The organism is Desulfobacula sp., assembly GCF_030145145.1.
In the GTDB taxonomy this organism is placed as follows: domain Bacteria; phylum Desulfobacterota; class Desulfobacteria; order Desulfobacterales; family Desulfobacteraceae; genus Desulfobacula.
Genome location: NZ_JAQYWD010000065.1, coordinates 1 through 20322, shown reverse-complemented (window position 1 = coordinate 20322; position 20322 = coordinate 1). Strand labels below are relative to the sequence as shown.

The following is a 20322-nucleotide window of genomic DNA, read 5'->3' as shown; positions in this document are numbered from 1 at the left end:
AGTGTAAAAACGAAAAGATTGAATGCAGCTTTAGACCCGAAATATCTGGAGGAAGTCATGTTCGGCTGACCATTGCCAGTTACCAAGACCATAGGGACCTTATAATATTTACTTGCGTTGGCCCTGTCAAACGGTTGTGATGGACTTGACACCTCAACCCATATGCAGTATATCGGATGCAATATATGTTTTGTAAGAGGAGAGGATTGATTATGGAGCGTGCTGGCATATATATCGAAAAAGCTGTCGTATTGCTGCCTGGAAGCGATGACCTGAAGCAGGCGTTAAGGAATTAGCACTATGCCCATACCAGAAAAAAGCGAGCAGATTGATCGAATTTCCATGCGGGATAAGGTCTATGAAACCCTCCTGGAATGGATTATTCAAGGAGACCTGCAGCAGGGTGAAAAACTGCTGGACAAGGAACTGGCGGAAAACCTCGGGGTCAGCCGAACACCGGTGCGAGAAGCCTTAAGGCGCCTTGAAGACAAAAAACTGGTGGAAGCGTCTGCCAGCCGGTGGACCCGGGTGGCAAAAATATCCCGTTCAGAAGCGGAACTGTTTTATCCGATCATCTGGACATTGGAAACACTGGTCGTGTCCATGGCAATGAACCATATGACATCTGATGATTTGCGTACCATGGAAACGGCCAACAGGGAGTTGAAAAGTGCCATTGCAGCGGCGGATCCCATGAAAGCATCTAAAGCAGATGCCGATTTTCACGACGTCTTGATAAAACGATCCAACAACCATCATCTGTCATCCATCCTGTATGATCTTAAAATAAAGCATTGCTGGATGGTGGTCCGGTACTTTGAAGAAAATACAGATGCCTGTGCGTCTGTAGACGAACATAATCAGATCCTGGCGGCGATTAAGGCAAAGGACACGGTTCAGACGACTGAATTGATCGTGTTGAACTGGAAAAAAAGCATGCAACGGATGTTATATCAAAATGATGGAGGGTCAAATGGCTGTAAACCATCTTAAAGAATTTGTCTGTATCCGCTGTCAGACATCCCATGCACCGGAACCATCATTGTATACCTGCCGGATTTGCGGCGGAAATCTTGATGCCCGGTATGATTACAACACCATTGGAACCCTTCTGACGTCTGACCGTCTGGGTCGCAACCCTGACACATCTCTCTGGCGATACGCCCCTTTTCTGCCCACGGGTCTTGACTTTTCACCCCTGTCCCTGCCCGTCGGAATGACCCCCCTGTCAAAAGCCTTGAGGCTGGGTCAGCGACTGGGGATGACCGATCTGTGGATCAAAAATGATACCCTCAATCCATCGGGCTCTTTTAAGGATCGGGCCAGCCTTATGATTCTGGCCCATTGCCTTGAAAACAACCTCCCCATCATTTCCGCCGCATCCACGGGAAATGCCGGGACATCCATGGCATGCCTGGCTGCAGCGGCAGGGAGCCGGGCAATTATTTTTGTTCCGGAATCCGCTCCCCGGGCAAAGATTGTCCAACTCATGATTTATGGGGCCCGGGTTTTCCTGGTCCGGGGCGATTATCGCCAGGCCTTTGAATTGTGTGAAACCGTTTCCAACCGTCTTGGCTGGTTCAACCGAAACACCGGCACAAACCCCTATACCCGGGAGGGAAAGAAAACGGTTTCCTTTGAACTCTGGGAACAGATGGGATATGCCTGTCCGGATGCAGTGGTGGTTTCCGTGGGTGACGGCAACATCATCAGTGGGGTATATAAGGGGTTTTATGACCTTTATCAGGCGAATCTCATCCCTAAGATTCCCAGAATAATAGGGGTTCAGGCAGAAAAAAGTGCGGCCATTTCCAATGCGTTTCACGGCGATGGAATCCTTCGCCGGGTCACGGCCACAAGCCTTGCCGATTCGATTTGTGCTGCCTTTCCCAGTGACGGTGAAGCCGCCCTGGCAGCGGTTGAACGATCCGGGGGAACCTTTGTGACCCTTTCCGATGAAAGGATTCTTGACAGTATTAAAACCCTGGCACAAACCGAAGGGGTGTTTGCCGAACCCTCGGGAGCCGCCGGTGTCGGCGGCATACAGGCCCTGTTGGACAAGGGGAAGATAGCGCCCGCTGAACGGGTGGTCTTGATCGTTACCGGCAGTGGTCTCAAAGATGTGGATTCGGCCTTCAAGGTCACGGGAATGCCCGGGACGATTGATCCGGATCCTGAGCAAGTTATAGCAGCAGTAAAAGAGGTATAAAATGAAACTACTCATAAAAAACGGAACGATTATAGACGGTACTGGAAATCCGGGGGTTCAAACCGATATTGCTGTTTCCGGAACCCGGATATCCGCCATTGGTTCCATCCCCCCGGAAGGGTTTGACAGGATAATGGATGCCCGGGGAAAAGTGGTATGCCCGGGTTTCATTGATACCCACAGCCATTCGGACCTTCAAATTCTTCTGGATCCCCAGGTGCCGCCAAAGATTTACCAGGGAATTACCACGGAAATTCTGGGGCAGGATGGCATTGCCATGGCGCCCCTTCCGGTTTTGTTTATTGAATCATGGCGGAAAAACCTGGCCGGGCTCAGCGGGGAAACCGATGCCATCGACTGGACCTATGAGACAACGGCCGGTTATCTTGGGCTTCTGGAAAACCGGGGCCTCGCCCCCAATGCCGGATATCTGGTGCCCCACGGCAATGTGCGCATGGAAGCCATGGGGCTTGGGAACACGCCGGCAACATCCCGGGACCTGGAGACCATGAAAACCATTCTCAACAGGGAAATGGATGCCGGTGCCCTGGGACTGTCAACCGGTTTGATTTATATCCCCTGTGCCTATGCCGATACCCGGGAGTTGATTGAGCTCTGCCGGGTGGTGGCCCACCGGGACGGTGTGTTTGTCATTCACCAGCGCAGTGAGGCTGACGGGATTATCTCATCCATGGAAGAGGTGATCCGCATCGGTGAAGAATCCGGCGTTAAGATCCATTTTTCCCACATGAAGGTGTGTGGGAAAGACAACTGGGACAAACTTCCGCTGATCTTTAAATTGCTGGATGAGGCAGCAGACAAAGGCGTTCGTATTTCCTTTGATCAATACCCCTATGTGGCCGGCAGCACCATGCTCGGGGCCATTCTCCCCCCCTGGGCCCACGAAGGGGGAACAGAAAGGCTTCTTGAGCGGTTAAGCGATCCCGCCCTTCGGGAAAAAATGATCAGGCAAATTACATCAGACAAAGCGGGGTGGGATAATTTTGTCTCGTTTGCCGGACTTTCCGGTATTTTTATCACCAGCACGAAAACCCGTAAGAACCAGGCCGTTATCGGTAAAAATCTGGTGGAAATCGGGGAAATGACCGGGAAGGACCCCCTTGAGGCTGCCCTTGATCTGCTGCTGGAAGAGGAAAATGCCGTGGGAATGGTGGATTTTTACGGTAAAGAAGACCATGTGGTGGAATTTTTATGCCGGCCCGAGCAAAATGTCTGCACAGACGGGCTGTTGGGGGGAAAACCCCATCCAAGGGTTTACGGTGCCTTTCCCCGGGTCATATCGGAGTATGTTAGAAAACGGCCCGTTTTGACCATGGAGATGGCGGTTCATAAAATGACGGGAAAACCCGCCAAAGTGTTTCATCTTGAAGATCGGGGACTTTTGAAAAAGGGCCATTACGCCGATATTCTCATTTTTGATCCTGACACCATCTGTGATCGGGGAACCTATGAGGTCCCGGATCAGTTTCCCGATGGGATTTGTATGGTGATGGTCAATGGCAGTATCGTTCTTGAAAACGGCACACTCACCCAAAACCTGCCCGGCCATGTCCTCCGGATGAACCAGCAGGCATGAGACCCGTTTTTAATAAGGGGATCGATCCAACAGCGATAGGGCTTTGGAAGGATCCCAACCGGTTGGTTTTATTTTTTTTAATTTTTAATGCAAGGATGATGTCATGAAAAATGTTGTAAAGATTTTATTTTTGTTTCTATTTGGTTTGTGTGTGGCAGGCTCTGCAGCTGCCAAAGAGTCGTATACCATGAAATTTGCCTTCCAGTTTCCGGATAACCTCTATGAGGCAAATGAGGCCAGTTTTGCCAATGCCTTTAAGACCCATCTTGAATCCACCTCCAATGGTAAAATAAAGGTGGAACTCTATCCCGGCGGTGTGCTTGGCAAGGAACGGGAAAATTTCGTTAATGTGCAAAACAATGTGATCCAGGCAACCCTTTCTTCTGTGGGGGGGATTGCCCAGTTCTATAAAACCATTTCCGTGGTGGATATTCCCTTTGCCTTTAAAAATCACAATGTGGCCTGGCGGGTCTATGACGGCTGGTTCGGAGATGAGATCAGGGCCGATATCCTTGCCAAGACCGGTATCCGTTGTCTGGAAACCACTGAAACCGGTGGGTTCTTTGCGTTTACCAACAGTAAAAAACCGGTCAAAACCCCGGCGGATATGGCAGGACTCAAGTTCAGAACCATGGAAAACCCCGGTCATATCAAGATGATTTCCCTTCTGGGCGGTTCTGCAGCACCCATTGCATGGCTTGAACTCTACACCTCCCTTCAGACCGGCGTCATTGACGGACAGATGAATCCTTTGCCCACCATCCTCATTGCAAAATTGCAGGAGGTGCAGAAATATGTGACCATCACCAACCATCTCTACGGCACTGACTGGTTCATGGTCAATGAGGCCTTTTTCCAATCGCTGCCGGCAGATCTTCAGCAGAATGTCAGAGACGCCGCTGAAATTGCCAATGTGGCTGATCGCGGCGCCCAGCGCCTGCTGGATTCAAAAGCCATCGGACAGCTCAAGGCTGCGGGCCTGGAAATCTATACCCCCACCAGCCTGGAGCGGGATATGTTTAAAAATAAAGTTCAGAAGAGCTATATCGAGTGGCTGGGCAAAGAAGTCGATCCGTCCTGGATCGATAAATTTTTAAAGGCCGTTTCAGAGGCTGAAGCACTTTAGTGCCATGGGGTAATCCATGCCTGTGGTCTGGAATCGGGTCCTTTTGGGTGAGGGTTGAACTCAAAAGGACCCGTTACATGGGGTGTCCCCCAGATCAGCGGGGTATTGCTGTTGCGTATATCAAAGAGGCCCAATCGAGATGAAACCATATTTAATCGCCAAAACCCTGAGTTTTGGCATCGACAAGACAGTGGGGTATGCCTGCATCACCTTTGGCATGGTAATGACCATCAGTACCCTGATCGGGATTCTTTTCCGGTATGTGATGGTCAACCCCCTTCCCTGGACCGAAGAACTGGCCCGCTACACCATGATCTGGATGGGGCTTTTAGCCATCAGCATGGGGGTGAAGCGGGAAAGCCACCTGGGCCTGAACCTTTTCGTCAATTTACTGCCGGCCTTTCTTCAAACAGCATTAAAAATGTTCAGCCGCATTCTGATTGGTATTTTTCTCTATGTCCTGATGGTTTACGGGTCAACAATGGCCATGAACGGGATTCACCAGACCATGCCGGCCCTGCAGATACCCATGAGCTATGTCTTGATTGCCGTGCCGCTTTCCGCGGTGTTATCCCTGGTGCAGCTGGTATTGATAACGGTCATTGACGTGACTCAAAAGGGGGAATAGTGCCTTTATTTATTGGTGTCTCATTTGCTGTTTTGTTGATTGTCGGGGTTCCCATCGGGTTTTCCCTGGGGGTAACCTCCCTTTTGGCTATCTACAAGTCCAACATGCCGGTGCTGCTCAACATCCTGCCCCAGCGATTTTTTGCCGGCATTGACATGTTTCCCATCATGGCCATGCCGTTTTTCATGATTGCCGGGGACCTGATGAACCGATGCCGGATTACAGAAAGCCTGATTGAATTTTCCAATGTACTGGTCGGTCATATCCGGGGGGGACTGGCCCATTCCAATATTCTGGCCAGCATTTTTTTTGCCGGCATTACCGGTGCTGCCGTGGCCGATTCTGCGGCCCTGGGATCCACCTTGATTCCGGCCATGAAAAAAGACGGGTATGATGAAGATTTCAGTGCAGCCATCACCGCAGCATCGTCGGTGATCGGTCCCATCATTCCCCCCAGTACCATCATGGTCATCTACGGGTCTATCATGGGCGTTTCCATTGCAGGGCTTTTTGCCGCAGGCATTATCCCCGGAATTCTCATCGGCCTGCTCCTTATGGCCATGACCTATATCATCTCCCTCAAGCGCAATTACCCCAAACGGGAAACCCGGGCAAAAAGCAATGAAATCTGGCGGGTGTTTAAAAAGAGTTTTCTGGCACTCATTCTGCCCATCATCATCCTGGGGGGTATCCTGGGGGGATTTTTTACCCCGACGGAAGCTGCGGCAGTAGCGGTTTTTTATGCTTTTTTTATCGGGTTTTTTGTGACCCGGACCCTCAAAATATCCGACCTGCCGGATATTTTTCTTAATTGTGCCAAGAGCACCGGTGTTATTTTCCTGCTCATGTCGGCGGCTTCCATCTTAAGCTTTTTTCTGGCCAGCGAAAGAATTCCCGAACTATTGGCCTCGGCCATGATGGGCATTTCCAAAAATCCCCTGGTCATTTTGTTTTTGATCAATATCATTCTGTTGATTGTGGGGATGTTCATGGATATTACCGCGGCCCTGCTCATCCTGGCCCCCATTTTTCATCCCATTGCCGTGAGTATGGGGGTCCATCCCCTGCACTTTGCCATCATCATGGTGGTGAGTTTGAACCTGGGACTCATGACACCCCCGCTGGGGGCGTGCCTTTTTGTGGTATGCGGTATTACCAATTTAACCATTGAACAGGTCAGTAAACAGATTTTACCCTTTATTCTCATGGAGATTGTTGCCCTGTTTCTCGTTACCTTTCTGCCGGCGATTTCCATGTCCATCCCCCGGCTGTTCGGATTAATCTGATGTCAAGGAACCCGATATGAACGATATATTTATAGAAGATTGTCGAAAGATGATCCACTGCCCCAGTGAATCGGGGCATGAGGCGGCGGCGGCCACATTTGCCAAAAGTGTTATGGAGCGACTCGGTTATGACCGGGTCTGGATTGATTCGGTGGGCAATGTGGTGGGGCTGATCAAGGGTAACGGATCCACCATAGTTTTACTGGAGGGGCATCTGGATACAGTGGGCATTGGCAACCGGGCCGACTGGCGATTTGATCCCCACGGGGCTGTCATGGAGGAGGGCCGAATGTACGGCCGGGGGACCTCGGATATGAAATGCGCCCTCATGGCCATGATTTACGGGGCCGCAGACCTGATTCCCCAAAAGCAGTCCCTCTCAGGGGACATTGTTGTGGCAGGGGTGGTGTGTGAAGAGGAGTTTGAAGGCGTGGCCCAGGGGGTGATTCTCGACCAGATCAAGCCGGATCTGGTGATCATTGGTGAGGCCAGTGAGCTCACCATAAAGATCGGCCAGAGGGGAAGGGCTGAAGTGGTTGTTCTCACCCATGGCAAGAGTGCCCATTCGTCAAATCCCAGTGCCGGCATCAATGCCGTTAAACAGATGACCCGTCTTCTGGGGGAGATAGAAACCATGCGTCTTCCTTGGGACGAATTTCTGGGGCCGGCCATTATAGAGGTGACCGATATCCATTCCGAGCCCTATCCGGGGTCATCCGTGATCCCTTCCCTGTGCCGGGCCACCCTTGATCGGCGGCTTCTTCCCGGGGAAACGGAAGCGTCGATTCTATCTCCCATCAAACACATTATCCAGCAACTGGGTGCGGCAGACCCGGATTTTTCAGCAGAGGTGTTTCTGGCTCAAGCCTCCCAGGTCTGCTACACCGGCAAGGCCATTGAAGCCAAGCGGTTTTTTCCTGCCTGGCGGTTTGCTGTGGACGAAGCGTTTGTCCAGCAGGCCTTGACCGCACTGGGCGAAGCCGGTCTTCCCCCGAAGATTTCCTACTATAGTTTCTGCACGGATGGCAGCCAGAGCGCTGGCACCCGTGGCATTCCCACCCTGGGATTTGGTCCGTCCCGGGAAGACCTCGCCCATGTGGTGGATGAGTATGTGGAAATCGATCAATTGGAAAAAGCCCGGACCGGGTATGGCGCCATTACGGCCAGGGCATTGAGTGTGGCCTGGGGACCGGATCGAAAAATCTGAATAGGAATTGCAGACCTTGTTATGGGTGTTGGGTGATATTCAAGCAAAGGCCTGCAGGGTGATGTCGGATAATGGATCAGGTCTCTTGACATTCTAATGGAATTGGGGGAAGCTTGGAAGAAAATTAAAAGGGTAAGGTTATCCCAGGGAGAAACGCGCCATGACAGACAAACAAAAGAACAAGAAACATTTCCTGATCCGGTTCATAGAATGGATTATCCGGGGCAATAAAAGGGCCGCTGAAAAGGGAACCCTGTGTAAATCATGAATCATTAAAAAATAAAGCGCCGGTCTGGCGAATTCAATAAAAAACAATAAAAGAAGAGTGATGATATGCGTTCAAAAATAAAAGGACTGTTACAGAAAATTAATTTTATTGAAACCGATATGGAGTTGCACAAACAGATCCTGGTTTCCATACCTTCGGATAATACAGCGGAAATGGAAACCATTGTTCGCAAAATTGCAGATCAGAAACAGCAGATCAATGCATTACGCTTAGACATTAAAAGCCTGGATGAAGATGAATATAACAAGATCATTGCCATTGAACGAGCGGCCGGGATCTTTCGGCAAATTGCCCGGGATAAAAAATATGTCCAGGTCAACACCTTGAATGAAACCGGAGAATGTTTTATCACCTTTAATGATGACACCCGCCTGGAATGCCTGGTTGCTGCAAAAGAAGAAAACGGGAACTGGACCGTCCTGACACTGGAGGGAGAAACAAAGGAATATCCTTCCGGGCTGGTGAAACAGGAGGCAATAGAATGATGATTCAACCATGGGGAAAAAAAATGATGGGGCTGGTTGTCGGGGGTATTCTGCTGACTGCCACATCGCTCGCTGCATCGGATGGGATTCAGATTGATCAATTTATTTCACCGGATACGTGCCAGGGATGTCACTCAGAAATTTTCGACCAATGGGAAACGTCCCTGCATCACCTGTCCCATAAAGATCCGGTCTATTCCCGGGTAGCCCAGTTTCTGCGCAAAGGCCTGACCGATGCAGGAGAGATAGATGAAGCCGAATCCTGTGTGAAATGCCATACTCCCGTGGGATATGTGACCGGGTTCCCCCAAAAAGTATCTGATGATTTGTCCAAAACACCCGAGATTGCCACCCAGGGGATTCAGTGTGATTATTGCCATTCTGCCGTGGCCATAAAACAACTGCATAACAATGGTCTTGTGCTGAAACCGGGCCAGGGCGAAGATGATCCCGGTATAAAGTATGGTCCGTTTGATGATTGCGAACCGGATTTTCATGATGCCCAATACTCGCAATTGCATACCAGCTCAAAGATTTGCGGCACCTGTCACAATGTAAAGCATGTGGCCTTTGGGACAGATCTTGAGACCACCTATACGGAATGGGAAGCGTCTGCTTATAATTCAACGGATCCGGCAAAAAAAATTGAGTGTCAAGGGTGCCATATGTACCAGAGACCCGGCATTCCCGCCACCGGATCGACGCCGCGGCCTGAAAATCCGGGTTCGGCAACCGATTACAGTGATGAAAGACCCCATATTTTTACCCACTATTTTGTGGGGGGAAATGCCGTGGTTCCGGGAAAATTTGGCGGGCAGGCAAAACATCAGATGGCCATTGAGCGGCTCCAGAATGCCGCAACCCTGTCCGTGGATACCTCCCGGATCAACCGGAAAATACTGAAAATTACGGTTGCCAATACCGGCGCCGGGCACTCAATTCCCACGGGGGTTGCTGATCTTCGTCAGGTATGGCTTGAAATAACCATCCAGGATAAAGCAAAAAAAACGCTTTTCCAGTCGGGTGTTTTAGATGCCAACCGGGAGCTGCCCAAAGCGGCAGTGATTTTTCGGACGGTTTTTGGCGATGGAAACGGCAACGCGGTCATCAATCTGGCAAAAGCCAGACAGGTGCTCAAGGATAACCGGATCAAGGCAAATCAGCGGGTGACACAAACCATCGACCTGCCTGTTGTCCCGGGAAAAGATGCCGTGGTGACGGTCCGGCTGTTGTACCGGAGCATGTCCCAAAAGGTGTTGAACCTGCTCCCGGGAGAACCGTTTGAACCTTTTCCGGTGGTGGTAATGGCAAAGGCTCAGTGTCGAATTTAAAACGGCCAGAAACTATTGTCGTTCCACACACTTTCCATCAGGGATTCTTCCAGGGCCATGAGTTTTTTTAAATGGGTTCTCTCCCAGGTGGCAAGCCAGTGGTACATTTTCTGTTCTTCCGGGTCTGTGGCATCCTGGGCCTGCTGGGCATACATTTTTATGGCTTTTTCCTCAAAGCTGATGGCGGCCGTAATGGCAGTGGCTTCAAAGCTTGCCGCATTGATCTTGTCTTTTAAGGTGTCATCCAGAATATCCGGGGCCGTTACGGCACCGCCATTATTTTCAAAGCCACCGGCCATGAATTTGCCGCTTTTCATATAGGCTTTAAACTGTTTTTCAAGAATATTCATATGTTCCTGTTCATCATCACAAAGGTCTTTAAAAAAGGCCTTGACCGATGCATCAGTGGCATGTTCCATGGCTTTTTCGTAAAGACTTTTGCCTTTTCTTTCGATGAGGAAGGCATTTTTCAATATGGTTAATGTGTTGGATTTGTCCATGGGAATTCTCCTGTTTCAGGTTGAAAAGATCAGACAATAGATACAAGATTACACGATCTTGCCGGGAAGATCAACTAGTTTAGAACTGCCGGCATCCGTCAGCGTTTTAACGTTTGCATTATCGGATATTTTTTTATAGATTGCACTAGTTTGACCCGCAATTCTCATTGTAAACCGCAATAGTCGCCGGAGAATAGCTGTAGGTTGACGTGAACAGAGATAAAAACACATATGACAACGATTGACATCATCATTATTGCCATCGGGCTGGCCATGGACGCTTCAGCGGTTTCCCTAGCTGCGGCTGCCGCGGGATTTGCAGCCGATGCCCGGGCCAAATTCCGGCTGTCGTTTCATTTTGGACTGTTCCAGTTTTTTATGCCGGTGCTGGGCTGGTTCCTGGGCATCAGCTTTGTGTCTCATTTTAAGGCAGTGGATCATTGGATTGCATTCTTTCTTCTGGCCTTTGTGGGCATACGGATGATCCGGGAAGGGGTGGACACATCACCGGAAAAACAAACCAAGGATCCGTCCCGGGGGATGACCATGGTCCTGCTCAGTGTGGCCACCAGTATTGATGCCCTTGCCATTGGATTGAGCCTTGCCCTGCTGGATGTCAATATCTGGTATCCCAGCATCATGATCGGGGTGATTACGGCCGGGATGTCCCTGGGTGCCATTAAGATCGGCACCCGACTGGGGGTGATGTTTGGCAAACGGATGGAAATTTTCGGTGGCATTGTTCTGGTGTTTATCGGTTCCCGTATCCTTTTTTCCCATTTGATCGTATAGGCGTATCCCCATGACAGATTATTTTATACCCATAACCTTAAATTTAGTGAGTCCATGGAAACCATAGACATTATCAGTTCGGAAATGAAGTTAACGACCGCCCAGGTGTCAGCGGTCGTTCAATTGCTGGAAGCAGGCGCCACCATCCCGTTTATCGCCCGGTATCGAAAAGAGCGGACCGGATCATTGGATGAAGTGGTGATTGCCGGTATCCGGGACCGGATAGAACAATTGACGGCCCTGGCCAGCAGGCGGGAAGCCATCCTCAAATCATTAACCGAACGGGATCTGTTAACGCCGGCACTATCGGCACAGATTCAAACGGCTGTGTCATTGACCCAGCTTGAGGACCGGTATGAAAAATACCGGCCTAAAAAAAGAACCCGGGCACAGATGGCCAGGGAAAAAGGCCTGGAACCCCTGGCCGCATTTCTCTTGAAACAGTCCCACCAGGACCCTTTGCTGGCGGCAAAAAAATATATTTCCGCCGGAAAAGCGGTTGAATCGGTTGAGCAGGCGTTAGCCGGGGCAAGGGATATTGTTGCGGAAGGCATTGCTGAAGACGCGGACACGAGAGCCGGTATCCGGAAATTGTTTGTGGATACGGCCCAGATTCACTCCAGGGTAAAAAAGGGAAAAGAAGCGGAAGGCATTAAATTCAAGGATTACTTTGACTGGTCCGAAAAAGCCTTTGCCGCGCCGTCCCACCGGATACTGGCCATGCTCAGGGGACACAATGAGGGCATTGTTTCCGTCCATGTCCTGCCCGACGAAGACCGGGCGTTGCAGCGCATTGAACACCGATATGTCAAAAATCAATCCGACTCGGCCCGGGAGATTCAAGCAGCCGTTCGGGACAGTTACAAACGCTTGTTATCCAAAACCATTGAAAAAGAATGCATCAAGGAATTGAAAGCCACGGCAGATGAAGCGGCCATCGGTGTTTTTGCATCAAATTTAAAGGAACTGTTGCTGTCTGCCCCCCTGGGCCAGAAAAAAATGCTTGCCATTGATCCGGGATTCAGAACCGGATGCAAGGTGGTCTGCCTGGATGCCCAGGGCCAGCTGCTGCACCATGATGTGATCTTTCCCCATACCGGCAATGATGACCCCGCCAGAAAGGTCATATTAACGCTTGTGAAAAAATATCAGATCGAGGCCCTTGCCGTGGGCAACGGAACGGCCGGCCGGGAAACCGAAGCGTTCTTGAAAAAACTGAACCTGGACAGCCATATCCCCCTTGTCATGGTGGATGAGAGCGGGGCCTCCATTTATTCGGCATCTGACGTGGCCCGGGAAGAATTCCCGGATCACGATATCACGGTCCGGGGGGCTGTCTCCATAGGCAGGCGGCTCATGGACCCATTGGCTGAACTGGTCAAACTGGATCCAAAATCCATTGGCGTGGGACAGTATCAGCATGATGTGGATCCCAAGCTGTTGAAAAAATCCCTGGACGATGTGGTGGTTTTGTGTGTGAACCGGGTCGGGGTGGAGGCCAATACGGCCTCCCGGGAATTGCTGGCCCGGGTATCCGGTCTGAATGATACCATTGCGGCCAACATGGTCCGGTTTCGCAATGAAAACGGCCCGTTCCGATCCCGAAAAGCGTTTATGAAGGTGCCGAGACTGGGACCCAGGGCCTTTGAGCAGGCCGCAGGGTTTTTAAGGATTCACAATGCCCCGCTGCCCCTGGACAGGAGCGGTATCCACCCTGAATCCTATGGGCTGGTTGAACGCATGGCAGAGGATATCGGGATGGACATTGAAGCGGTGATGAATCATCCGGGTGCAGTGGAAAAAATCAATCTGAAGCGTTATGTCACAGAGACCGTGGGGATGCCGACATTAACGGATATTGCCAGGGAATTGTCAAATCCAGGCCGGGATCCCAGAAAAGAATTCCAGGCGTTTGCCTTTGATGATACCATCCATGACATCAAGGATCTTGTCCCGGGGATGAAAGTGCCGGGTATTGTGACAAATGTTACCGCGTTTGGTGCGTTTGTGGATATTGGGGTTCACCAGGACGGTCTGGTTCATATCAGCCAGCTGGCAGACCGCTTTGTCAAAGATCCTGGGGAAATTGTGGTGGTCCGGCAGGTCGTCACCGTAACCGTCCTTGATGTGGACGTGGCAAGAAAAAGAATCGCTTTGTCCATGAAGAAAATATGAGCGTAAGTTCCGGAGCGATGCCATAACCGTTCATCGCTCCGGTTTGGCTGATTATGAGATGACCCCTACGCCCTTTACGGTCCTGTCCGCTATATTGCCTCGATAATATTGATTTGACAGGGGGTTCCCACAAAGGCAAGCCGGTCAAGGGACTTGAATCGAAGTTCAAACAGGGCAGCCACGGATGGCGAAAATGTGGCGAATTCCCTGGCAAATTCAACCGTCCCCTTGGCGGTTACAACCACGATATTTTCTTTGAGGCGCCATCTTGAAATAATTGACCAAGCCATTACTATATAAAGCATATATGATTCAACGGGTGAAAGAAGAAGTTTGACACAACACATTGATCATGGAAAAGGAGATATCCAATGGCCACTACCAAATTAGCAGGAAACCCTGTCCAATTGGCAGGTGATTTTCCGGGTAAAGGAACTGCAGCGAAAAATTTTGTTGCTGTTAAACAGGATTTATCAGAGATTTCCCTGGAGAGTTTTCAAGGGAAACGGAAAGTGTTGAATGTTTTTCCCAGTATTGATACGGATGTTTGCGCCACATCTGTCAGAACCTTTAATAAACGAGCAGCCGGACTTGAAAATACCCAGGTCATCTGCCTGTCTGCTGACCTTCCGTTTGCCCACAAACGGTTCTGTGGTGCCGAGGGCATTGAGAATGTGGTGACCGGATCAATCTTCCGTAATCCTGATTTTGCCAGGGATTATGGCCTTTTGATTGAAGATGGCCCTTTAGCGGGCCTGTCGGCCCGGGCGGTCATTGTTCTGGATGAAAACAATACGGTTCTGTATGCACAGGTGGTTGACGATATTACCCATGAACCTGATTATGATGGGGCCCTTGCCGTATTATAAATCTGGAAAAAATTAAAACCTCTTTTTGATCCGGGCAGTCTTGCTGCCGGGGTTAATCAGGGGTTTTTCAGTTTGGATTCAGGGGGGTTCCTGATCACCCGGGTGTAATGGGTCGTAAAACTAGAACAAGTAAATTTTTTTAGCCTGGAAAAAACATCGTGTCATGACTATACTGGGTGTTAACCCTTAATCATAACGATTGGAGAAATCCTATGAAACGCATTCTTAAATGGTTGTTCATTATCGGCGGTGTCTTAGTGGTGCTTATCGTTGCAGCCGTCATTATCATTCCTCAAGTGATTGATGTTCATAAATATAAACCCATGATTGAACAAAAAGTTGAAGCGGCAACCGGGCGATCCTTTAGGTTTGGCGATGAGATGGATATTTCCGTTTTCCCATGGGTGGGCGTGAAACTGACGGATCTTCACCTGGGCAATCCTGCCGGATACAGTGCCAAAGACATGGTCTCTGTAAAGAATTTTGAAGTCCGGCTCAAGGTGATGCCGTTGTTATCAAAGCGAATAGAAGTGAAAACCTTTGTTCTGGACAGCCCTGAGATTTATCTGGAAAAATTAAAAAACGGGACGGCCAACTGGCAGGGGATCGGCAGGACGCAAGATAAAAAAGAGGTCAAGGAGAGCCGGGAAAAATCTTCATCAGACCAGGGCTTACCCATTGAAGACCTGATGGTGGGTAATTTTTCCATAACAAACGGTCAGCTGATATACATTGACCAGGGAACAGATCTAAAAAAAGAAATTAAAGATTTGGAGCTGAATTTAAAAAATTTGAGCCTTGAAAATCCAGTGGGTATCTTATTGCGTGCCCGGATTGATGGCAAACCCGTCTCCCTTGAGGGAACCTTTGGTCCCATTGGCAAGGAACCGGGCAAAGGAACGGTTGCCCTTGATTTTGTGTTAAAAGCACTGGAAGAACTGGAAGTCAGATTCGTTGGCAAGCTGATGGATCCCATGGTCAACCCGACGATTGACATGGCTTTGGAGATATCTTCCTTTTCACCCAGAACGCTTTTTGCAGCGCTGAGCCAACCATTTCCGGTTAAGACCAAAGACCCATCTGTATTGGATGCGGTTTCTCTTAAAACACGGGTGAACGGCACCCCAGACAATTTGTCTTTGACAGGGGGTGTGTTTCAACTGGATGATTCCAAATTGATATTTTCAGGTTTAGCAAAAGAGTTTTCCAAACCCAATCTCGCGTTTGACCTTCAACTGGATGGGATTGACCTTGACCGGTATCTGCCGGAACCTGCTGCAACAAAAGAATCGCCCCCGTCAGGCGAAACAACTGCCAAGAAAGCGGATCCGGCCAAAAAGAAAACAGATTACGGCCCGTTAAGAAAGTTGGTTCTGGACGGGAAATTTAAGGCGGGTAACGTCACGGCCCATGGGGCCACCGTTGAAAATGTGGTGGTCCATGTCCTGGCAAAGAACGGCATTATTACCATGGATCCCCTGGGCTTGAATCTTTACCAGGGAAAGATAGCATCAACCGTGGAACTGAATGTTCAAAAAAATGATCCCAGGACAAAACTGACCCTTAATGCCGCCGGTATCCAGGCCGGGCCGTTAATGAAAGATGCCTTGCAAAAGGAGATCATTGAAGGAACGCTGAAAGCTGATATCGGACTTTCCATGGCAGGTGAAACGCCCGATATGATCAAGCAGACCTTAACCGGCCAAGGCGATATTTCATTTACTGACGGTGCTATTGTCGGGATTGACCTTGCCGGTATGGTGCGAAATGTCACAAGCAAATTGGGAATGGGGGAAAAGCCCGCAGAAAAGCCGAGAACGGATTTTGCTGAGCTTAAAATTCCGTTTACGGCTAAAGACGGCCTGGTTGAAACCAAAGGCACCAGCCTGATGTCGCCGTTGATCCGGATGCTTGTCACCGGAAACGTCAATCTTGTAAAAGAATTGCTTGATTTGCGGGTGGAACCTAAATTTGTGACCACCCTGAAAGGCCAGGGGGATACCCAGGAGAGATCGGGGCTGATGGTCCCGGTTCTGATAACTGGTGCGTTTTCTTCTCCTAAAATTCGTCCTGATCTGAAAGGCATGATCGGTGGCGGTGGTATCCCGGATGTGGAAGGATTAAAAAAGCAGGTGCTGGGGACAACAGGGGATCAGAAACAAAATATCGAGTCTGTAAAGGAAGATGTCCAGAAAAAGATAAAAGGCCTGCTGCCCGGGTTTATAAAATAAAGAGACATTGCCGGGCAACAATTTGCTAACAAGGGAGGAAAAAATGAGACGATTAAAAAACCATAAATTTGTATGGATGCTGTACGGGGTGATCATGGCCGTTCTGATAGGATCAGTCCCGTCCTTTGCCGGGAATTCCTGGCTGAATAAAGGCAGCGACCTGTTAAAGTCATTGGGGGGGGGCGATAAAACCGCTGCAAGTTCATTGACAGTGGCAGAAATCGGCGCCGGACTCAAAGAGGCCCTCAAGGTTGGGTCAGAAAATGTGGTGACCCAATTGGGCGCAACAGATGGCTTTAATGCGGATTCAAATATCCATATTCCCCTGCCGGCAAGCCTTGATAAGGTAAAATCCATGCTTAGCAAGGTCGGTATGTCGTCTTTGTTTGAAGATCTGGAGCTAAAATTGAACAGGGCGGCAGAGGTGGCAACACCCAAGGCAAAACAATTGTTCACGGATGCCATTTCCCAGATGACCCTTGAGGATGTGCAGGGTATTTATAATGGACCGGATGATGCCGCCACCCAATACTTTAAAGGGAAGATGTCACCGGCGCTTGCCGGTGAAATGACGCCGGTGATTGAAGAGAGTCTGTCAGAAGTAGGTGCGGTAATGGCCTATGACAAGATGATGAAACAATACACCTCCCTTCCTTTTGTTCCGGATGTTAAGGCGGATCTGACCGATCATGTGGTTGAAAAAGGGATGGATGGCATATTTTATTATATGGCAAAAGAGGAAGCCGCTATCCGGACAAACCCGGTCAAAAGAACCACAGAACTTTTGAAAAAAGTCTTTACTAAATAGGGCCTGACTGAAATTTTGGCGGTTTTCGGTCAGGGATGAAACCGGCGGTTAATAAAGCCGCTGATTAACGCTACAACAACGATTGAGGTATTTATGGATGTAACATTTTATGGCGCAGCCGGTGAAGTAACAGGTTCCATGCACCTTTTGAATACGGGTACGGATCAACTCCTTTTTGATTGTGGTATGTTCCAGGGCAGACGAAAAGAAAGTAAAGAAAAAAACAAAACGTTTCCCATTGACAGAAGTAAAATTACCAACATGATTTTATCCCATGCCCATATTGATCACTCAGGACGTATTCCCGTGCTGACAGGCGATGGGTTTTCCGGCCGTGTGGTAACCAGTCGGCCTACGGCAGATGCACTGGAATACATGCTGATGGACAGCGGACATATCCAGGAATCAGATGCACAGTATTTGAACTACAAGTCCCTGAGATCTTTTCTGTACCAGCTGGAGCAGAACAATGTAAAACAAAAGGTCTCCCATTCAGAAAAAAGTGACATCAGAAAGATGTTGAAGAAAAATGCCTATGACCTTAACAATGAAGCCATTCATGACCTCCAGAAACAGCATGGATTAGAGATCATCACCCCGCTTTATACCATGGAGCAGGCAAAGCAGTCCCTTGGGTTTATTGATGGATACCCCTTTGATTATCCCGTGACCATTGGCCAGGATACCACGGTAAAGTTTTATGTGGCAGGGCATATCCTGGGATCTGCTTTTTCACTGGTGACCGTTAAAAGACCCGATAAAACCACTCGGATTCTCTATACCGGTGATGTGGGACGGTTTGGAAAACCCATTATAAAAGACCCCACCTTGATCTTTGATGAACAAGACCGGGATATTGATCTGCTGATTACGGAAAGTACCTATGGAGACAGGGAGCATGATCCGGTTGAAGATCTGGGATCCAGACTGAAAAAGGTTTTGAACGATACCTTTGACCGGGGGGGGTCTGTGATTATTCCCTCTTTTGCTTTTGGTAGAACCCAGGAACTGATTTATATCCTTCATGAGCTTTATGACAAAGGAGAGGTCCCCAGACGTCCCGTATATGTAGACAGTCCCCTTGCTTCCAATCTCACGAAGGTCTTTGGTGAACACCCCGAGACCTATGACATGGATACCCATGAAACCTTTCTTAAAAAGGGGAAAAATCCGTTTCAGTTTGAGAAAATCAGGTTTGTTGAGACAGTGGAAGAATCCATGCGCCTCACCCAGGACAAAACTTCCCATGTGGTCATCTCTGCATCGGGAATGTGTGAGGCGGGAAGAATATTGCATCACCTGAGATATAAGGTCCATAATCCTAAAAATACCATTCTGCTGGTGGGGTATATGGCTGAAAATACATTGGGCCGGCGGATAGAGGAAATGGGGTCCCAAACGTCACCATCAGGGGAAGATAGTGAATCGCCTGAAATTAAAATACTGGGGAAAACCTACCCGCTCCGGGCAAAAGTTGAAAAAATTGGCGGGTTCAGTGCCCATGCAGATAAACACGAACTTGAAAGGGTGATCACCGGATCAAATCTCCGGATCAAAAAAATAGGCATCGTTCACGGTGAGGCCGCTCAAAGTGCTGCTTTTTCAAAGCACCTGCAGGAAAAAGGGTATGATACGTTCATTCCCAGGCAAGGTGAAACAGTTTCAATATAACCCACATGTCGGCCTGCAGACACAACGAATAACGAAAACGGTATTATGCCGCCCCCGACAGGCGATCGGACCGGCCCCGGACCGTCGTCGGCCCATTTGCCCTACCGGTCTAAAGCGCAGGAACTGCGGGCAGGTGTGTCCTCAAACAGCCTGCGCTTCTTAACGCCCGGCAGGGCAAATGGGCTGATCGGCTTTGGGTCCGAACGGGCCGATCCAATCGCCCGTCGGGGGCTCTGATGTCGCATTTTTATATAAATCCATCACGGGCTGACCTGGTATTTCACACCGGTTCGCCCACAACAAAGATTGAAACTTGAGTAAACATAATTAGAGCCTGAACGTAAACCCGTGTTTGGACGAAAAGTTGCCCATATGCAAGGCGTAAAAAACTCTGAAACCGGAGTGTACTAATGTACATGAGGATTTCAGAGTTTTGCAGCAACCCAGCAGATGGGCGAGTTTTCGTTCAAACACAAAATAATAAGCCAGTTTTACCAGGATGACGGATCAGACGTGCCCGCCATAAAACCCCGGCTGTTCATTTCTGGTGTTTGCCCAGGGAACACTGGGCGATGATCCCCCGCTGTAGGGATAAGAATCAAGCTCTGTCTGGCGAACTTCTTCGTTTAGTCGGACTAAATTTTTGCATTCACCTTCACAAACGCCGGTGATGTCTCTGGATGGTATATATTTCATTTGAGAATCCTCTCATTATTTTGTTCGTATCAAAGGGAAAGATAGTCTCCCGTGTTGTCTTTCTATAAACTGCAAGTTAACACAGAAAAAATGTTAGTCAAGTCAAACAAATAATAAATTTTATTCTTTTTAAGCTTTGACATTTTGATTTCAGGTTGAAGTTTTACTGAATCGTCTTATCCTTTTGGCATAAACCATCACTTGATTTTTATATGAAAGTAGTGCGTTATGAGTTTTGAGTTGTGAGAAGTTATGCCTTCCTCAATACTCATACCTCACCTTTCATAACTTTCATGTTTTGTTGTGCCCGTCAGGGCATGGGCGTTAGCCCATCTTTTCGAAAAAATAGCCAGAAACTGCTATTTTTACTCATATTTTATGGCACCACAAAAAAATATTATAATAAAATCAGCAGATTACAA

At 49.0% G+C, this 20322-nt stretch carries 18 protein-coding genes; 15 read left to right on the top strand and 3 right to left on the bottom strand.

The window, feature by feature from the left end; genetic code table 11:
* Positions 1-300 precede the first annotated feature (300 nt).
* The 9 genes from Q1Q15_RS24380 (at position 301) to Q1Q15_RS24340 (ending at position 10158) form a co-directional block, all read left to right on the top strand.
* Positions 301-993 (top strand): GntR family transcriptional regulator, encoded by a 693-nt coding sequence (locus tag Q1Q15_RS24380; protein WP_300465263.1) that lies wholly within the window; start codon positions 301-303, stop codon positions 991-993.
* Positions 974-2209 carry a threonine synthase gene (gene thrC / locus Q1Q15_RS24375; RefSeq protein ID WP_300465262.1) on the top strand — a complete coding sequence of 412 codons (1236 nt, stop codon included), beginning with the start codon at positions 974-976 and terminating at the stop codon, positions 2207-2209. Before Q1Q15_RS24380 ends, thrC begins: the two co-directional genes overlap by 20 nt.
* Before the next feature lies 1 nt (position 2210).
* Positions 2211-3806, top strand: a complete 1596-nt coding sequence (locus tag Q1Q15_RS24370; RefSeq protein WP_300465261.1) for a D-aminoacylase — start codon at positions 2211-2213, stop codon at positions 3804-3806.
* 103 nt (positions 3807-3909) lie between these two features.
* The gene (locus tag Q1Q15_RS24365; protein WP_300465260.1) at positions 3910-4932 is read left to right on the top strand and encodes a DctP family TRAP transporter solute-binding subunit; all 1023 of its coding nucleotides are present in this window, start codon (positions 3910-3912) and stop codon (positions 4930-4932) included.
* A 139-nt stretch (positions 4933-5071) separates the two neighbouring features.
* Complete coding sequence (locus tag Q1Q15_RS24360) at positions 5072-5560, top strand: TRAP transporter small permease (protein WP_300465259.1); 489 nt, start codon at positions 5072-5074, stop codon at positions 5558-5560.
* Entirely contained in the window at positions 5560-6846 is a 1287-nt protein-coding gene (locus Q1Q15_RS24355) for a TRAP transporter large permease (protein WP_300465258.1), read from the top strand. The genes Q1Q15_RS24360 and Q1Q15_RS24355 overlap by 1 nt, the downstream gene beginning before the upstream one ends.
* Before the next feature lie 16 nt (positions 6847-6862).
* Positions 6863-8053 carry a YgeY family selenium metabolism-linked hydrolase gene (locus Q1Q15_RS24350; RefSeq protein WP_300465257.1) on the top strand — a complete coding sequence of 397 codons (1191 nt, stop codon included), beginning with the start codon at positions 6863-6865 and terminating at the stop codon, positions 8051-8053.
* Between the two features lie 333 nt (positions 8054-8386).
* Positions 8387-8827, top strand: coding sequence for a hypothetical protein (locus Q1Q15_RS24345; protein WP_300465256.1), 441 nt, complete (start codon positions 8387-8389; stop codon positions 8825-8827).
* Positions 8824-10158, top strand: coding sequence for a multiheme c-type cytochrome (locus Q1Q15_RS24340; protein ID WP_300465255.1), 1335 nt, complete (start codon positions 8824-8826; stop codon positions 10156-10158). Before Q1Q15_RS24345 ends, Q1Q15_RS24340 begins: the two co-directional genes overlap by 4 nt.
* Here Q1Q15_RS24340 and Q1Q15_RS24335 read toward each other — a convergent pair.
* Complete coding sequence (locus tag Q1Q15_RS24335; RefSeq protein ID WP_300465254.1) at positions 10155-10658, bottom strand: ferritin family protein; 504 nt, start codon at positions 10656-10658, stop codon at positions 10155-10157. The two genes, Q1Q15_RS24340 and Q1Q15_RS24335, sit on opposite strands and share 4 nt — an antisense overlap.
* A 231-nt stretch (positions 10659-10889) precedes the next feature.
* Here Q1Q15_RS24335 and Q1Q15_RS24330 point away from each other — a divergent pair, with 231 nt between their 5' ends.
* Positions 10890-11450, top strand: coding sequence for a manganese efflux pump MntP family protein (locus tag Q1Q15_RS24330; protein ID WP_300465253.1), 561 nt, complete (start codon positions 10890-10892; stop codon positions 11448-11450).
* Between the two features lie 54 nt (positions 11451-11504).
* Entirely contained in the window at positions 11505-13625 is a 2121-nt protein-coding gene (locus Q1Q15_RS24325) for a Tex family protein (protein WP_300465252.1), read from the top strand.
* 89 nt (positions 13626-13714) lie between these two features.
* Here the strand turns inward: Q1Q15_RS24325 and Q1Q15_RS24320 are convergent, their stop codons facing one another.
* Positions 13715-13930 (bottom strand): hypothetical protein, encoded by a 216-nt coding sequence (locus Q1Q15_RS24320; RefSeq protein WP_300465251.1) that lies wholly within the window; start codon positions 13928-13930, stop codon positions 13715-13717.
* Positions 13931-13996: 66 nt separating this feature from the next.
* Here Q1Q15_RS24320 and tpx point away from each other — a divergent pair, with 66 nt between their 5' ends.
* The 4 genes from tpx to Q1Q15_RS24300 all read left to right on the top strand — a co-directional run bounded on the left by tpx (position 13997) and on the right by Q1Q15_RS24300 (position 19204).
* The gene (gene tpx / locus Q1Q15_RS24315) at positions 13997-14494 is read left to right on the top strand and encodes a thiol peroxidase (RefSeq protein ID WP_300465250.1); all 498 of its coding nucleotides are present in this window, start codon (positions 13997-13999) and stop codon (positions 14492-14494) included.
* A gap of 212 nt (positions 14495-14706) precedes the next feature.
* Complete coding sequence (locus Q1Q15_RS24310; protein WP_300465249.1) at positions 14707-16725, top strand: AsmA family protein; 2019 nt, start codon at positions 14707-14709, stop codon at positions 16723-16725.
* 43 nt (positions 16726-16768) lie between these two features.
* On the top strand, positions 16769-17533 hold the full coding sequence (locus Q1Q15_RS24305; RefSeq protein ID WP_300465248.1) for a DUF4197 domain-containing protein: 765 nt from the start codon (positions 16769-16771) through the stop codon (positions 17531-17533).
* A gap of 93 nt (positions 17534-17626) precedes the next feature.
* Positions 17627-19204 (top strand): MBL fold metallo-hydrolase, encoded by a 1578-nt coding sequence (locus tag Q1Q15_RS24300; protein ID WP_300465247.1) that lies wholly within the window; start codon positions 17627-17629, stop codon positions 19202-19204.
* 507 nt (positions 19205-19711) lie between these two features.
* Here Q1Q15_RS24300 and Q1Q15_RS24295 read toward each other — a convergent pair.
* Entirely contained in the window at positions 19712-19900 is a 189-nt protein-coding gene (locus Q1Q15_RS24295; protein ID WP_300465246.1) for a hypothetical protein, read from the bottom strand.
* Positions 19901-20322: the final 422 nt, after the last annotated feature.

Excerpts from the sequence above, each read along its gene's own strand:
- Q1Q15_RS24380 (WP_300465263.1), top strand. The coding sequence starts at position 301 with ATGCCCATACCAGAAAAAAGCGAGCAGATTGATCGAATTTCCATGCGG.
- thrC (WP_300465262.1), top strand. The coding sequence starts at position 974 with ATGGCTGTAAACCATCTTAAAGAATTTGTCTGTATCCGCTGTCAGACA.
- Q1Q15_RS24370 (WP_300465261.1), top strand. The coding sequence starts at position 2,211 with ATGAAACTACTCATAAAAAACGGAACGATTATAGACGGTACTGGAAAT.
- Q1Q15_RS24365 (WP_300465260.1), top strand. The coding sequence starts at position 3,910 with ATGAAAAATGTTGTAAAGATTTTATTTTTGTTTCTATTTGGTTTGTGT.
- Q1Q15_RS24360 (WP_300465259.1), top strand. The coding sequence starts at position 5,072 with ATGAAACCATATTTAATCGCCAAAACCCTGAGTTTTGGCATCGACAAG.
- Q1Q15_RS24350 (WP_300465257.1), top strand. The coding sequence starts at position 6,863 with ATGAACGATATATTTATAGAAGATTGTCGAAAGATGATCCACTGCCCC.
- Q1Q15_RS24345 (WP_300465256.1), top strand. The coding sequence starts at position 8,387 with ATGCGTTCAAAAATAAAAGGACTGTTACAGAAAATTAATTTTATTGAA.
- Q1Q15_RS24340 (WP_300465255.1), top strand. The coding sequence starts at position 8,824 with ATGATGATTCAACCATGGGGAAAAAAAATGATGGGGCTGGTTGTCGGG.
- Q1Q15_RS24335 (WP_300465254.1), bottom strand. The coding sequence starts at position 10,658 with ATGGACAAATCCAACACATTAACCATATTGAAAAATGCCTTCCTCATC.
- Q1Q15_RS24330 (WP_300465253.1), top strand. The coding sequence starts at position 10,890 with ATGACAACGATTGACATCATCATTATTGCCATCGGGCTGGCCATGGAC.
- Q1Q15_RS24325 (WP_300465252.1), top strand. The coding sequence starts at position 11,505 with ATGGAAACCATAGACATTATCAGTTCGGAAATGAAGTTAACGACCGCC.
- Q1Q15_RS24320 (WP_300465251.1), bottom strand. The coding sequence starts at position 13,930 with ATGCTTTATATAGTAATGGCTTGGTCAATTATTTCAAGATGGCGCCTC.
- tpx (WP_300465250.1), top strand. The coding sequence starts at position 13,997 with ATGGCCACTACCAAATTAGCAGGAAACCCTGTCCAATTGGCAGGTGAT.
- Q1Q15_RS24310 (WP_300465249.1), top strand. The coding sequence starts at position 14,707 with ATGAAACGCATTCTTAAATGGTTGTTCATTATCGGCGGTGTCTTAGTG.
- Q1Q15_RS24305 (WP_300465248.1), top strand. The coding sequence starts at position 16,769 with ATGAGACGATTAAAAAACCATAAATTTGTATGGATGCTGTACGGGGTG.
- Q1Q15_RS24300 (WP_300465247.1), top strand. The coding sequence starts at position 17,627 with ATGGATGTAACATTTTATGGCGCAGCCGGTGAAGTAACAGGTTCCATG.
- Q1Q15_RS24295 (WP_300465246.1), bottom strand. The coding sequence starts at position 19,900 with ATGAAATATATACCATCCAGAGACATCACCGGCGTTTGTGAAGGTGAA.